Genomic DNA, 14,874 nt, shown 5'->3' with positions numbered 1-14,874 from the left:
CTTTGCACTTCAGACACAAAAGGAAACATTTTTTAATACATACTCTTGCGCCAACCACCTTCGATACGCTCATGATAGTAATATTCTGACAGTTCCTCATCTTCCATCATACGCAGAAGTTCTAACATATCGTAGGCCAAGTCCAGCTGTGGCAGGGTTTCCTTGTCTACCCAAGAAATCTCGCCCTCCTCTGTCGAATGAATCTGACCAGAAAATTCAGTCGCTTTGTAACAAAAGACAATGTAGCGAATCCCCTCATCTGTATGCCAGTTCTTAACCCCAACCAATTTCGGATGAGTAATAGTCAAACCTGTTTCCTCTAAAATCTCACGGACAACTGAATCATGGAGAGACTCTCCCTTTTCAATATGACCACCCGGAAAAGCATATCCAGACCAAGGATAGCGCTCAGGAGAGCGATACTGCATTAGGAGTTTACCTTGCGCCTTATCTTCGACAAGGCAGATGTTTGTTAGAATTGTTTCTTGGGAACGTGACATGGATTCGCTCGCTTTCTATTTGTTAATATTCATCTCGATATTTCACTTCGGACTTCATCATAAAAGGATTAACTAATTCATGGTATTCACGATAACCATGAAGCAAAGATCCTCTAACGATGATAACTTCTCTATCTACTATTTTAAAATCTACTGTAATTGGAATACGTGAATCTTCTATAAAAGAAAAAGCTAAAAGTGAAACACCCCAGAGACAAAAAACTGCAAAAGCACTAAAAAGCTCTAGGATAAGATGACGCTTTTGATCTATCCTTGATTTATAAAATCGAGCCCATAAATGCAACAATAAGGTCAAACCAAGGCAAAACAACCAGGTATTCCACAAAGTTGGAATAAATGCTAAACCAAATGCTAATAAAATAAGATGGAAAATGACAAAGGATAACAGGGCTAGATAAACTATTCTAAATAAATTTAAATATCTCAAAATAATTTTTTCCTCTTCTCGAGATTATGACTAGATCTAAAACAGGCTATGGATTTGCTCACTTTCTAAGTTATTAAAACATATCTTCGTTATATTTCACTTCTGACTTCATGATAAAGGGATTGATCAATTCATGATGTTCATAGGTACTATGGACCACAAAACCTCTGACAATGATGATTTCATTATCTTGTATATGATAGTCTATATTGATGGGAATGGCTGGATCCGAGATAATTGACAAAGCAAAGAATGCCGAAAACCAAAGATAAAGCGCCACAAATCCACTGAATAATTGAAAAATTAGATGATACCAATGAAAATCTCTTGTCCTAAAAAAGACTATCCAAGGATGGATAAAGAAGGTCAAACAAAGAATAAAAAACCAACTATTCCACAAAACAGGAGTAAAGGATAGACCAAAAGCTAACAAAACCAAATGAAGAATAACAAAGGTTAGCAAGGCCAGATAGAGTGTTTTAAATGAAAATAATTTAGACAGATTTTCTTTTGTCATGATTTTTCCTCTTTTTTTCATTATATTTCAAAATCAACATCGTTAATGCTGGAATGAAGAAAAAGATTAGATAGGTAGCAATTGGAAACCAAACATAGCGAGGATTCAAGTTCCACAATGGTGGCAGAAATCCCTCTCCGTCTTCTAATTCTATTCCTATAAAATAATGCAAAAGAAAAAGTAGACCATTAAGATAAAGAAAAACTTCTGAAAAACCTTTCAACGTGTTGAAGCCTTCTTCTCTTAGACTTCCAAACCAGGAATAATATGGAAGAGCAATCAAGAAAACCAAATTTATATACAAAGGGCTAACATATTTAAACTCTCGAAGCGGACCCGGAATAGACTTATTTCCAAATGTTAAAAATCCCACTCCAATCGCAACCATTATAAAGAATATATAACCTAAAAGAGCTTCTACTAGCCAATGTTTTTCCAACCAAAGAATAAACTTGTTCTCCTGAACTTTTACTTTTCTTTTATTTTTCTTTTTCTTTTTGGTTTTACTTTTCATTCACCAACTCCACAATCTTCTGGAAAGTCTTGCCGTTCCGGATAGTCAGTTGCTTGTAAAAACTGGACTTGAGCAGTTTCTTATGGTAGTTGGACTTGAGATAATCCGCTTGGTCAGCATTGCTATAAAAGAATGCCGCCTGTCCAAAATGCAGTTGCTCCTTGTCATTCGCCCAACTGCCTGCTAGGTCTTGAACGCTTTCCCTGTCTACCTCTGGCAGATAAAAGAGAACATCGCGCCGAAAGGCTGTTTCATCCTGCCACCAAGCAGGAAGATTGGCTATTTCTTTTTCAAGCATGGCAGAGCTGACAAGGACAAAAGGCAGCGGAAAATCGTAAGACCGACTGAAATAAGCAGTCAAGCTCTCCCGAATCCTCTCCTCCTGCTCCTCGCTATCAAAGAAAAGATTGCCGCTATTGATGTAGGAAACCGGATTTTCAAAACCCAACCCAGCCAAATCCTTCTTCAAATCAGCCATCACGACCTTGTTTTTCCCGCCGACATTGATGCCACGGAGTAAAAGTGCATAACGCATATAGTGCTCCTTAAAAATATATCTATTGTTTTCAGACTAACTATTCGAGTTTCTAACGTAAATCATCCGTTTTTCTTTCACGGCTTTTCCTAAGTCAATGACCTTTCCCTCACCGTCAAAAACAAAACCCATTTTTTCATAAAAAGCGATGGCACGTTTGTTATCTTCTAAAACCCATAATATAATCTCTTGATAACTATCCAAGCCAGCAAAAGCAGCCTGCATTAACTGCTGTCCTACACCCTTACCATAATAATCTTTTAAGACATACAAGGCGAAAATTTCACCAGCTATCCTAGCTGGATCTCGAAAATCACCGTAGCTAACAAAGCCGACCACTTTAGCATCATCCAAAGCGATTAAGGTATTTTCAGGATAATTTTGACTATAAAATCGGCACTTATCCAAAGTTATTTGTTCTTGAAAATCCGCTGGTAAGATGCCATCATAAGCTTCTCGCCATGTCTGCCAATGAACTCTGGATTTCCCTTCTATCTCCTCAGCTGTTTCCATTGCTTTGATTGTGATGACCATTTGTTTCCTCCTTGAATAAAACTATCTAGATTATTCTGCCTGAAAACCATTGCTATCTAATTTCCCATTTTCTCCCCAAACAACTACATAAACATTTTTGGGTAAGGTAGCAAAATCAACATAGTCAGTTAGAGTCGCACCATCAGGAATTCGACCTTCCAGATATAGATCGAAAAACAACAGAACCTCGTAATTTTCCGATAAACGAATGAAATCTTTTCTCAAATCTTTTATTTCTTCTGCCGATACTTCATACTTCTCTGTCTTGGGATTATACTTTAGTTCTTTTTTAATTTGAACCAAATCACGATAAAACCCTTTTTGGTCATCAGTTACATCGTAATCTAAATCTGTTCTCAGCTCCTTAAATTTCACTGGCTTTAGAACAGACTCTTTATCAAAATATAAGGCATTCAGCATAGGGTGAGAATTTGTATCTAAGACAGAATAAAATACAAGATCTTTTAGTATCAAAGATGGTTCATCGTCACTATTAGCGTAATAGGAAAAAGTCCCTTCTTCTAACTTATCTGTTAAAATTTTGTTTGCACCTTCTGTCAGTTGAACTTTTACATCATATTCATAAGAAACATGGCTAACCCAAGTTGGAATCTCTATGTTCTTAACCTTCAATCCTAAATTATCTTCAAAAGCTGTGTTCACAACATATTCAATATGCTGCTTTTCCTCTTTTGTAACAAGTTTTGTCGGCATAAATGCCCAAATAAATTGAACTATAGGTAACATGCCTATGACAAAAATTGAAATAAAGAAAATAAATATTAGTTTAATTAAATCCTTTTTCACTTCAATTCCCCCACATAAACTTCTCTAATTTATTTTTTACATAGTGACTGATTGACTAAAAAGCAATTAAGAGTATAGTCTGCAACTTTGGTTCTAACTATATTTTTTAATCCATCGCCTTTATTTCCAGAATCATATCGCGAATCTGTGCGGCCAGCTCGAAGTCGAGAAGGCCGGCAGCTTCTTGCATCTGACCTTCTAGCTTCTTGATCATGTCCTTGCGCTCTTGCTTGCTTAGGCTTTCGATTTCGACTGTTTCTTCCTTGTCTGGCCGGGCAGCCTTGGTCACGCTGATCAGGTCACGGATTTCTTTCTTGATGGTCTGAGGTACAATGCCATGCTCTTCATTATATGCCATCTGGATTGCCCGACGGCGGGCCGTTTCATTAATAGCTCGCTGCATGGACTGGGTCATGGTATCGGCATACATGATAACATGCCCTTCGCTGTTGCGAGCTGCCCGGCCAATAGTCTGGATAAGACCGCGTTCGTTGCGGAGAAAACCTTCTTTGTCTGCATCAAGAATTGCAACCAGACTAACCTCGGGAACATCGATTCCCTCGCGCAGCAGGTTAATCCCAACCAAAACGTCAAAGACACCCAAGCGCAAATCACGGATAATCTCAGTCCGCTCCAAAGTCTTGATGTCCGAGTGCATGTACTTGACCTTGACACCCATTTCCTTGAAGTAGTCCGTCAAGTCTTCCGCCATCTTCTTGGTCAGGGTTGTGATAAAGGTCCTCTCATTCTTCTCCGCACGCGCAGTAATTTCGCCCAAAAGATCATCAATTTGCCCCATCGTTGGGCGGACTTCCACCTCTGGATCCAGAAGTCCTGTCGGCCGGATAATCTGCTCAATAACAGTATCCGTCTGTTCATTTTCATAGTCACCCGGCGTAGCCGATACATAGACAATCTGGTGAACATGGCTTTCAAATTCTTCTCGGCGCAGCGGTCGGTTGTCCAAAGCAGACGGCAAGCGGAAGCCATAATTAACCAGCATCTCCTTCCGAGAGCGGTCGCCATTGTACATACCACGAATCTGTCCCATGGTCATGTGACTCTCGTCAATCATAATCAAGAAGTCATCAGGGAAAAAGTCCAGAAGGGTATAAGGCGGCTCTCCTTCGCTCCGACCATCCATGTGGCGAGAATAGTTCTCAACGCCGTTTGTATAGCCCATTTCACGCAGCATTTCGATATCATACTCTGTACGCTGTTTCAAGCGCTGAGCTTCCAGAAGCTTGCCTTCCTTCTCAAAGATAGCCAGCTGCTCCTCCAGCTCAGCATGAATCTTAGCAATGGCTACTTCCATGTGGTCTTCATTGGTCACGAAGTGAGTAGCTGGGAAGATGGCTAAATGGTCGACCTCACCCAATACTCGACCTGTCAATGCTTCAACCTCACGAATCCGGTCAATCTCGTCTCCGAAAAACTCCACTCGGAAAGCATGTTCATCCCGAGAAGCTGGGAAAATCTCCACCACATCACCACGAACACGGAATTTCCCCCGCTGAAAGTCAATGTCATTGCGCTCAAACTGGATATCTACCAGATCATTGAGCAACTTGTCACGGGAAATCTCTAGTCCAGGACGCAGGCTAACCACACTATCGGAGTATTCCTTAGGCGAACCCAGACCATAGATACAAGAGACCGAAGCCACGACAATCACGTCATTGCGCTCCAAGAGAGCAGATGTCGCTGAGTGACGGAGCTTGTCAATCTCGTCATTGACCGAGCTATCCTTTTCAATATATGTATCGCTGGAAGGCACATAGGCTTCAGGCTGGTAGTAATCATAGTAGGAAACGAAGTATTCCACCGCGTTATTGGGGAAGAACTCCTTGAACTCACCATAAAGCTGGCCGGCCAGCGTTTTATTATGGGCGATAACCAGTGTCGGCTTGTTGACCTGAGCAATAACCTGACTCATGGTATAGGTCTTACCAGTACCAGTCGCCCCCATGAGAATCTGGGCCTTCTCGCCCCCCTCAATATTATCCACCAGCTGCTCAATAGCTTGAGGCTGATCACCTGAAGGCTCATACTTGGAAACCAATTCAAATTTATTATCTGTTATTCTGTCAATCATCTTTTATTCCTTAAATTGTGCTTCTATCATTTTACCATATTTGCCCTATTTTCTCTGGATTTGGGTGTAGGTAGAATGGCCACGCTTCTACCATCGTCTGTCCCTTGTCACACATCTCTTTAAAAGACATAAAAAATGCCCAGCTCAACTGGGCGAAATGGTTATTTCTTAAAAATCAGCTCCTGAGGCAGGCGATTTTCTTTCTTTAATGACCAGTAAAGATAGGCAATGCAGCCAATCAGGACGATAGTAGCAAAAATAGATCCTTCAGCACCAAAGGCTCCACCAGACAGCAAATCCACAGAAGATTGTGAGCTATAGTTCAAGATAGAGGTAGATGCTCCTTGGCCACTGACCTGAATGCCATAGATATTTCCTTGCACAAAATTCCAAGCACCGTGCATACCAGCCAGTACCCACATATTGTCATACTTGAGCATAAGGAAACAAGCAAAGATACCGTCTAGTATGATATTGACAATAGAAAGAACGGACACACCAGGGTTAAAGAGGTGCAGTGCACCGAATAGAGCACTAGAAATCAAGATACCAATGAAGATATTTGACTTAGCACTAACTGCTGGAAAGAGCCAACCACGCGTCACTAGCTCTTCTGTCCCACCTTGAAGAATCCAGAAAGGAATGATAGCTAGGACAAAAATCAAAGACTGCAAGTTAAGCTGACCTAGTTTCAGACTGCCTGTCCCCGTTACCAAGAGCAAGACAACAACCAGTGAAAACTGAACGGCTCCAATAAGGAAGCCTTTGAGGAGATTTTTGAACCAGTCTTGTTTATAGAATCCCAAACTAGAAAAAGGACGCTTTTCACGATATCGAACCCAGAGGAAAACTGCTAGGGCGATAAAGAAGAAACCAGCTAGCTGAAAAAAGACCGTATAGTGACTAATGGCTGCCATTGCTTCTGTCCGATTAATCGTCGGATCTGCAAAGCCAAACAAGAGTCCGACAATGATACCAATTGGTAACATTCCGACAAAACTTAAAATTCCTCCTCCATAAACAAAACCAATAGCAATCAAGATAGCCAACCAAATCGGCGGAATATAACGCGATTGCTTGATAGCATCCAACATACGAGATTTAAACATATGCATATTCCTTTCCTTATTTTTATTTATTATAGCATATTATTTTAGGATGAGCAAAAGAGTGCCGTTCGAATAGTTATTCTGTCTTTCCCACTAACCCTGTCAAACTGCCATCTTTTTTCATCTTGAAAAGCAAGTAAAGCACGGCTAACAAGAGAATGAACGAGCTGAAAATAGAAGCTTCAGCACCAAAAACTCCACCAGTCAGCCAGCTCCATTCTGACTTAGGGATAAAGTTCAGTACTGCTGCATCAACACCCCTACCACTAACGCTGAAACCGTAGATATTACCTTGGCTAAAGTTCCAAGCTGCATGAAGCCCTATAATCCCCCAGACATTGTCCGTCCGGAGCAGATAGAGACTTGCAAAGAGTCCAAATAAAGCAATGTTAACAATGGGGAGAATACCAATATCTGGATTGCCTAGGTGCAAGAGGGCAAAGAGCAGGCTTGAAGTCAGCAAACCGATGGGCAGATTGGTCTTTTTGACAGCAACTGGCAGCAGCCAAGCCCTTGTCACTAGCTCTTCTGCTCCACCCTGAATCATCCAGAGCGGAAACAAAATCAAGATATAGAGAAAAGGCCCCAGCGTCAGCTGTCCCCATTCGAAAGAGCCAGCTCCGCTCAACAGCATAAGCAGAGCAACTAGACTAAAGATGAGAAAACCTACTGCCAATCCTTTGACTAGCTCTACTAAACTTCCTTTTTTGACAAAGCCCAGAGTCGCGAACGGTCGTCCTTCACCCCAACGTACCCAGAGAAAGAGAGCCAGTACCATAAATACAAAGCCAAACAAAAGAAAAGGCAGGGCAAAATTGAAGAAGATTTCAAAGAATCTGCCTTGCCCCAAGAAACCTAGCATAAGACTAAGCACAGCCGAAATCGGCTCCAAGGCCCAATAAGATAACTGCTGACCCCCTTGCACGAAAACAACTGCCAGTAAAAGAGACAAAATATAAGGAGGAACAAAGCGAGCTTGATTGACTCCGTCCAAGATACGTGATTTTTTCATAAGAACCTCATTCTAACCTTGCTTTCATTCATTTCCAGTATAGCAGACTTTGCTTTAAGTACAAAGAAAAGTTGCGGCTATTTTTGTGAAAAATCCAGAGTTCATATGTCAGAAAACCTAACATAAAAATAGGAGAAATTTGCCTAATCAGTGATTTTTTGCTATAATGCTAGAATGCTAAAAAGGAGGAAGAAAATGAAGAAAAAATTCTTAGCAGTCTTGCTAACATTATTTCCATTTTTTGCGTTAGGGGTGACAGCCCAAGCAGATACGGTCAAAATCGTATCCGATACTGCTTACGCACCATTTGAATTTAAAGATTCTGATCAGACTTACAAGGGGATTGACGTTGATATCATCAACAAGGTCGCAGAAATCAAAGGATGGGACATTGACATGAGCTTCCCAGGCTTCGATGCAGCTGTCAATGCCGTCCAAGCTGGCCAGGCGGATGCCATCATGGCTGGTATGACCAAGACAAGCGAGCGCGAAAAAGTCTTTACCATGTCTGATACCTACTATGACACCAAGGTCGTTATCGCGACGACCAAGGCAAACACCATCAGCAAATATGAACAGCTGAAAGGGAAGAAAGTCGGTGTCAAAACTGGAACAGCTGCCCAACGTTTCCTTGAGAAGAACAAGGATAAGTACGGCTACACTCTCAAAACCTTTGACACAGGTGACTTGATGTATAATAGCCTTTCTGCTGGTGATGTCGATGCAGTGATGGATGATCAGCCGGTCATTGAGTACGCCATCAATCAAGGCCAAAACCTGAAAATTTCTATGAAGGGTGAGGCTGTTGGAAGCTTTGCTTTTGGTGTCAAAAAAAGCAGCAAGCACGAGCACTTAGTTACAGAGTTTAACGAGGCTTTGGCGCAGATGAAGGAAGACGGCAGTCTGGATGAAATCATCAATAAATGGACGGCTTCTAAAGGCAGCTCTGACTCAGCTGTTCCAGAGACTTCTACTCCTGCCGGTCAAAAAGCTACTCCGACAAAAGACAAATACATCATTGCCAGCGACTCATCTTTTGCTCCTTTTGTCTTCCAAGATGACAGCAACCAATACACTGGGATTGACATGGAGCTGATTAAGGCTATTGCCAAAGACCAAGGCTTTACTGTGGAAGTAACCAACCCTGGCTTTGATGCAGCTATTAATAGCGTTCAGACCGGTCAGGCTGACGGAATTATCGCCGGTATGTCTGTCACAGATGCCCGCAAGAAAACTTTTGATTATTCGGATCCTTACTATACGGCCAACTCTATCTTGGCAGTCAAGGACAGCAGCAATATCAAGTCCTACGAGGAACTCAAGGGCAAGACAGTCGGTGTCAAAACCGGTACCGCTTCTCAGACTTTCCTTGAGGAAAACAAGAGCAAGTACGGCTACTCTATCAAAACATTCTCAGATGCAGCTTCCATGTATGACAGTCTTAATACTGGCTCTGTCGCAGCTGTGATGGATGATGAACCCGTTGTCAAATACGCTATCAAACAAGGCAAGAAACTTAAAACACCTATTGAAGGTACACCAAGCGGCCAAGTCGCTTTCGCAGTCAAAAAAGGCAGCAATCCTGAGCTGATTGAGATGTTTAACAATGGGCTGGCCAACCTCAAAGAAAGCGGCAAGTACCAAGAGATTTTAGACAAGTATCTGGCTAGCGAGGAAAAAGAATCCACTGTAGATGAGTCTACTATTTGGGGCTTGCTGCAAAACAACTACCAAGAACTTCTTAAAGGTCTGGGAGTGACGATTGCTTTGGCTCTGATTTCATTTGCGATTGCTATGGTCATCGGGATTATCTTTGGTATGTTCAGCGTCAGCCCTTATAAACCGCTGCGCTGGATTGCAGAAATCTTTGTCGATGTCATTCGAGGTATTCCACTGATGATTGTGGCGGCCTTTATCTTCTGGGGGATTCCTAACCTAATCGAATCTATGACTGGTCAACAAAGCCCAATCAACGCTTTCGTTGCAGGAACCATTGCTCTCTCTCTCAATGCCGGCGCCTATATCGCAGAAATTGTCCGTGGAGGTATCCAGGCCGTACCAGTTGGACAGATGGAAGCCAGCCGCAGCTTGGGGATTTCCTACTCAAAGACCATGCGGAAGATTATCCTGCCACAGGCAACCAAGATTATGCTGCCAAACTTTGTTAATCAGTTTGTCATCGCACTCAAGGATACAACGATTGTCTCAGCTATTGGACTGGCCGAGCTCTTCAAAACGGGTAAGGACATCATCGCTCGCAACTATCAGAGTTTCCGGATGTATGCGATCCTAGCCGTGCTCTATCTCATCATTATCACGCTCTTGACCCGCTTGGCAAAACGCTTAGAAAAGAGGATTAAGTAATGGCAAAATTAAAAATCGATGTGAACGATCTTCATAAATACTACGGGGAAAACGAAGTCCTAAAGGGGATTACTGCTAAATTCTACGAGGGCGATGTGGTCTGTATCATCGGTCCTTCTGGATCTGGTAAGTCAACTTTCCTGCGCAGTCTCAACCTGCTAGAGGAAGTGACCAGCGGGACTATCACGGTTGACGGCTTTGATTTGACGGACAAGAAGACTGATGTGGATCTGGTCCGAGAAAATATCGGTATGGTCTTCCAGCACTTCAACCTCTTCCCGCACATGACTGTTCTGGAAAATATCACCTTTGCTCCTGTTGAGCACAAACGTTTAACCCAAGACGAAGCAAATAAGCTGGGGATGGAGCTCTTGGAAAAGGTCGGCCTAGCTGACAAGTCTGATGCCAGTCCAGACAGTCTGTCCGGCGGTCAGAAGCAGCGGGTAGCTATTGCTCGCGGTCTGGCTATGAACCCAGACATCATGCTCTTTGATGAGCCTACTTCTGCCCTTGACCCTGAAATGGTCGGCGACGTTCTCAACGTTATGAAGGATCTGGCCCAGCAAGGTATGACCATGCTGATTGTGACCCATGAGATGGGCTTTGCCCGTCAGGTAGCCAACCGCGTTATCTTTACCGCTGACGGTGAATTCTTAGAAGACGGCAAGCCTGACCAAATCTTTGACAATCCAAAGCATCCACGTCTCAAGGACTTCTTGGACAAGGTGTTGAATGTATAAAACCAAACGAAGAGCCAGCTTATAAGCCGGCTCTTTTCTTGTTTCAAAAATTTTTAAACTAGATCACCCACCACTGGTAAAGTGACCAGTAGAGTATATTAGCTACTATGGCGAGGGCGGATAGACTAGTCAGAACTGTCAGGAAGCGGCGACCTTTTCCGAGACTCTTTCGAGCCTTGCTAAAGAACGGATAAACCGCACAGCCTGCTAAGAATAGGCCCAGACCGGCAAAAACTATGTAACGCCACTGAGAAATGATACTGAGATCCGTAGCACTTGAGCTAAGTAGGAGCAAGAGTAAATTGCAAGCCACGGCCACTACTCCTGCAGCTGTCAAGATGTGCCACCATTTCCAAGCTCGATTTTGCTTGCTTTTCGCCTTGCCAAAGACCAGTCGATAGAGGACTAGCACAAGCCGAACAAGTAGATTGCTCAAAGCGTAAACGACACTAAGAGCAGCCAAAGCAATTAAGCTAAACTTAGTCCAGATTTCCCAGTCAGGGACTTTCTCGAAATCACTGACCGGAGTAGCGATTCGTGTTTTGCCATTTCCACTTTTATAAATAGTCCAAAACAAATGATCCATTCGCTCCGAGGACGGCTTCTTCATATGAAGCATATTACCTGGAAAGAGCTGATACAAAGAGAGCGGACCTTGGTTGAAATTCCGAAGAATTTGATAATAGCCTGGTTCGAACTTTTTCTGAGTCTCTGCACTGGCTGTCGGACGTTTTCCGAAAATCAATTCTGGCATGCCATCATTATAAATTTCTTCCACACCTTGATTGGTCATGATTACCTGACCAATACCATCCTTCAGATCCAGCAGGAGATAGCTGGAAAAACCATTTGTATTCCCTCCGTGCCCTAGCACTGTAACGCCAAATTCACTGGCCCAGAAGCCATGAGCATTACGAACGATGTCTGTATCAGGATAATAGGAAGTGCCGGTGTAAAGTTTGTCCCAAGTCTCCGACCGAGTAAAGAGACTTTTACGACTTAGCAGGGCCTGAGCAAATTTTTGAAAATCACTCAATGTTCCTGTTGCTCGACCAACTGGATACAGGCCGACTTCATAAAGTGCATCGCCTAACAGGCTGCCATCTGTCGCATATCCTTTTACTTCCTTGCGCTTGGCTTGAACATAAGCATTGTCAGACAAGTCTTGCGCTATGGCCGTTCTCTCCATGTCCAATGCCTGGAAGATATGCTCATGTGTATACTCAACAAAGGATTGCCCAGAAATTCGTTCCACAATATAGGCTGCTAACCCCGTACTGTAGTTGGAATAAGCTGTCGTTGTACCCGGCTCAAAGGACTGAGCCGGCTGATATTGGAGCAGCAAATCCTCTAAACTCTTGCCCCCTTGCATATAGAGAGGGGCTTCATCAAATCCAGACTGATGGTTCATCAGATCTAGCATAGTGATGGGCTTGTCATAGCGGAGATTTCTAAGAAAGCCTTTTGGCAGATAGGTGCGAATATCTTCTTCTAGGTCAATCTTACCTTGCTCCCAGAGCTGCATGACAGAGACCCAGACGGTCAGCTTAGTCACGGAACCCCATTCAAAAACGCTGTCATCATCGGCTTTGATTCCCTTTTCCTTATCCATATAGCCAAAGTTTCCTTGATAGATAGTGCCGTCTTTGTCAAAGACAGCTGTTGCCATGCCGGCTGTTGTCTTTTCGTGCTCTTTGACATAGTCTTGGATCTTCTGACCAATTTTGTCTCGTTCCGTACCAGACGGCAACTTCTGCTCTTCAGCTAGCGCAGTGACTGGGCGAAAAAGCCCCAATGTCAAAATAGTTAGAAGTGTGAAAATAAATGTTTTTTTCATGAGAGACTCCTTTGCAGAATTATGCGGCCAAAGCCCGCCTTCCCAAAGGAAGACAGGCAACTTATCACATCACCCAAAACTGATAAAGTGACCAGTAGAGAATATTCGCGACAATAGCCAACGCAGATAGACTAGTCAGAACTGTCAGAAAGAGGCGACCTTTTCCGAGATCCTTTCGAGTCTTGCTAAAGAGAGGATAAACCGCACAGCCTGCTAAGAACAGTCCCAGACCGGCAAAGAGTATGTAACGCCAAGATTGAACAATTGAGTAATCCTGATTCATGGCAGCCAGTAAAAGCAGAATGAGATTGCCTGCAAAAAGGATCATTCCTAGAGAGGTCAGGCAATTCCAAACCTTCCAAGAGCGAGGTACCGAACTTTTTGCTTTACGCAGGATGAGACGGAAACCGCCAATCAGAAAACTAATCAAGACATTTCCCAGAGCAAACACGAGCGCAAGAGCTCCGAGAAATACGACTAGATAATGCCTAAAGAGAACTGAATCGGAAATCCTTTCTGCATTAAGGACACCAAATTCGAGGCGGTCAGCACCTTGACTTCTGTCTATGGTCCAGAAAGTGCTCAGCAGATCCGGCTGATCTGAGACTTTGTTGATCTTTTGGATGGCCCCGGGAATCATGAGCATGAAGGACAGTGGCCCCCTATTATAGCTTCTCAGATAGTGGTAAGAGCCAGACTTGAATTGCTTTTTAGTAGCTTCGCTGACAGTCTGCATCTTGCCAAATATCAGCTCCGGCATTTGAACATTGTAAACTTGTTCATACAGTTGATTGGTTAAGATGACTTGGCCGATGCCATTTTTCAGATCCAAGTAGAGATAGCTAGAAAAGCCATCAGCATTACCACTGTGTCCCAGCAAGGTAACACCGTAGTGACTGGCCCAAAAGCCATGAGCATTACGAACAATATCCGTCCCAGGGTGGGTAGAGGTTGTTGAGTAAAGCTCGGTCCAAGTTTCTGGACGATGAAAGAGCGTCTTACGTTCCAGCAAGGCCTGGGCGAATTTCTGCAGGTCTCCTAGAGTCCCCACAGCCCCTCCGACTGGGTACATCCAGAGCTTAAATGGTGTATCTCCCAAGAGCTTACCTTGGTCATCATAGCCCTTATCCTCCTTGCGCTTTTCCTGTACATAAGCGTTGTCCGATAAGTCAGGCAAGATAGCAGTCCGATCCATCTCCAGCGGCTCAAAAACATGCTCATGGACATAGTCTGCATACTTCTGCCCAGATATCCGCTCCACGATATAAGATACCAAAGCCGTGCTGAAGTTAGAGTATGATGTCGTCGTACCCGGCTCAAAGGACTGAATAGGCTGGTAATCACGGAACTGCTCTTCCAAGTCGCTCTTGTCTCCCTTTTTGTAGAGTGGCATTTCATCAAAGCCAGCCTGATGGTTCATCAGATCCAGCATGGTAATAGGCTTGTCAAAGCGAAGATTGCGGAGAAAGCCTTCTGGCAGATAAGTTTTGATGTCTGCTTCCAGGTCGATTTTGCCCTCTTCCCAGAGCTGCATGACCGATACCCAGACCGTCAGTTTAGTGATTGAAGCCCATTCAAAAACACTGTCATCGTCAACTTTGACTTTGTTTTCCTTATCCACATAGCCAAAATTTCCCTTGTAGATGGTTCCGTTTTTATCAAAGACTGCTGTTGCCATACCGGCCGTTGTCTTTTCATGTTCCTTGACAAAGTCTTGGATTTTCTGACCGATTTTGTCGCGGTCCGTACCAGACGGCAACTTCTGCTCCTCAGCCAAGGCTGTAACCGGCCTGAAGAGTCCTAGAGTTATAATCGTTAAAAGTGTTAGAATAAATGATTTTTTCATAGCATTTCCTTTCTGT

Annotated in this window: 14 protein-coding genes; 2 read left to right on the top strand and 12 right to left on the bottom strand. The window is 43.3% G+C overall.

Going from position 1 to position 14,874, the window contains the following annotated elements; translation table 11 throughout:
• Positions 1-32 precede the first annotated feature (32 nt).
• The 10 genes from AX677_RS01840 to AX677_RS01795 all read right to left on the bottom strand — a co-directional run bounded on the left by AX677_RS01840 (position 33) and on the right by AX677_RS01795 (position 8,071).
• Positions 33-500 carry an 8-oxo-dGTP diphosphatase gene (locus tag AX677_RS01840; protein ID WP_060975970.1) on the bottom strand — a complete coding sequence of 156 codons (468 nt, stop codon included), beginning with the start codon at positions 498-500 and terminating at the stop codon, positions 33-35.
• Positions 501-522: 22 nt separating this feature from the next.
• Entirely contained in the window at positions 523-948 is a 426-nt protein-coding gene (locus AX677_RS01835; protein WP_060975969.1) for a hypothetical protein, read from the bottom strand.
• Positions 949-1,021: 73 nt separating this feature from the next.
• Complete coding sequence (locus AX677_RS01830; protein WP_060975968.1) at positions 1,022-1,465, bottom strand: hypothetical protein; 444 nt, start codon at positions 1,463-1,465, stop codon at positions 1,022-1,024.
• The gene (locus AX677_RS01825) at positions 1,443-1,979 is read right to left on the bottom strand and encodes a hypothetical protein (protein ID WP_060975967.1); all 537 of its coding nucleotides are present in this window, start codon (positions 1,977-1,979) and stop codon (positions 1,443-1,445) included. Before AX677_RS01825 ends, AX677_RS01830 begins: the two co-directional genes overlap by 23 nt.
• The gene (locus tag AX677_RS01820; protein ID WP_060975966.1) at positions 1,969-2,514 is read right to left on the bottom strand and encodes a DUF1697 domain-containing protein; all 546 of its coding nucleotides are present in this window, start codon (positions 2,512-2,514) and stop codon (positions 1,969-1,971) included. The genes AX677_RS01825 and AX677_RS01820 overlap by 11 nt, the downstream gene beginning before the upstream one ends.
• Positions 2,515-2,550: 36 nt before the next feature.
• Positions 2,551-3,048: a GNAT family N-acetyltransferase gene (locus AX677_RS01815; protein WP_060975965.1), complete on the bottom strand. Its 498-nt coding sequence runs from the start codon at positions 3,046-3,048 to the stop codon at positions 2,551-2,553.
• Between the two features lie 30 nt (positions 3,049-3,078).
• Entirely contained in the window at positions 3,079-3,855 is a 777-nt protein-coding gene (locus tag AX677_RS01810) for a hypothetical protein (protein ID WP_060975964.1), read from the bottom strand.
• 106 nt (positions 3,856-3,961) lie between these two features.
• Positions 3,962-5,950 (bottom strand): excinuclease ABC subunit UvrB, encoded by a 1,989-nt coding sequence (gene uvrB / locus AX677_RS01805; RefSeq protein WP_060975963.1) that lies wholly within the window; start codon positions 5,948-5,950, stop codon positions 3,962-3,964.
• A gap of 161 nt (positions 5,951-6,111) precedes the next feature.
• The gene (locus AX677_RS01800; protein ID WP_060976047.1) at positions 6,112-7,059 is read right to left on the bottom strand and encodes a CPBP family intramembrane glutamic endopeptidase; all 948 of its coding nucleotides are present in this window, start codon (positions 7,057-7,059) and stop codon (positions 6,112-6,114) included.
• 76 nt (positions 7,060-7,135) lie between these two features.
• Complete coding sequence (locus tag AX677_RS01795; protein ID WP_060975962.1) at positions 7,136-8,071, bottom strand: CPBP family intramembrane glutamic endopeptidase; 936 nt, start codon at positions 8,069-8,071, stop codon at positions 7,136-7,138.
• A gap of 195 nt (positions 8,072-8,266) precedes the next feature.
• On the opposite strand from AX677_RS01795, the gene AX677_RS01790 reads away from it, so the two are divergent.
• Both AX677_RS01790 and AX677_RS01785 read left to right on the top strand, forming a co-directional pair.
• Positions 8,267-10,435 carry an ABC transporter substrate-binding protein/permease gene (locus tag AX677_RS01790; RefSeq protein ID WP_060975961.1) on the top strand — a complete coding sequence of 723 codons (2,169 nt, stop codon included), beginning with the start codon at positions 8,267-8,269 and terminating at the stop codon, positions 10,433-10,435.
• Complete coding sequence (locus AX677_RS01785) at positions 10,435-11,175, top strand: amino acid ABC transporter ATP-binding protein (RefSeq protein WP_060975960.1); 741 nt, start codon at positions 10,435-10,437, stop codon at positions 11,173-11,175. The genes AX677_RS01790 and AX677_RS01785 overlap by 1 nt, the downstream gene beginning before the upstream one ends.
• A 58-nt stretch (positions 11,176-11,233) precedes the next feature.
• Here AX677_RS01785 and AX677_RS01780 read toward each other — a convergent pair whose 3' ends face one another.
• Positions 11,234-13,012, bottom strand: coding sequence for a serine hydrolase (locus AX677_RS01780; protein WP_060975959.1), 1,779 nt, complete (start codon positions 13,010-13,012; stop codon positions 11,234-11,236).
• 64 nt (positions 13,013-13,076) lie between these two features.
• On the bottom strand, positions 13,077-14,858 hold the full coding sequence (locus tag AX677_RS01775; protein ID WP_060975958.1) for a serine hydrolase domain-containing protein: 1,782 nt from the start codon (positions 14,856-14,858) through the stop codon (positions 13,077-13,079).
• Between the last annotated feature and the right edge of the window lie 16 nt (positions 14,859-14,874).

This window comes from Streptococcus sp. CCH8-C6 (assembly GCF_001557225.1).
Taxonomy (GTDB): Bacteria; Bacillota; Bacilli; order Lactobacillales; family Streptococcaceae; genus Streptococcus; species Streptococcus sanguinis_C.
Note: the sequence above shows the minus strand (reverse complement) of the source record. Positions and strands in the feature narration are given on the sequence as shown.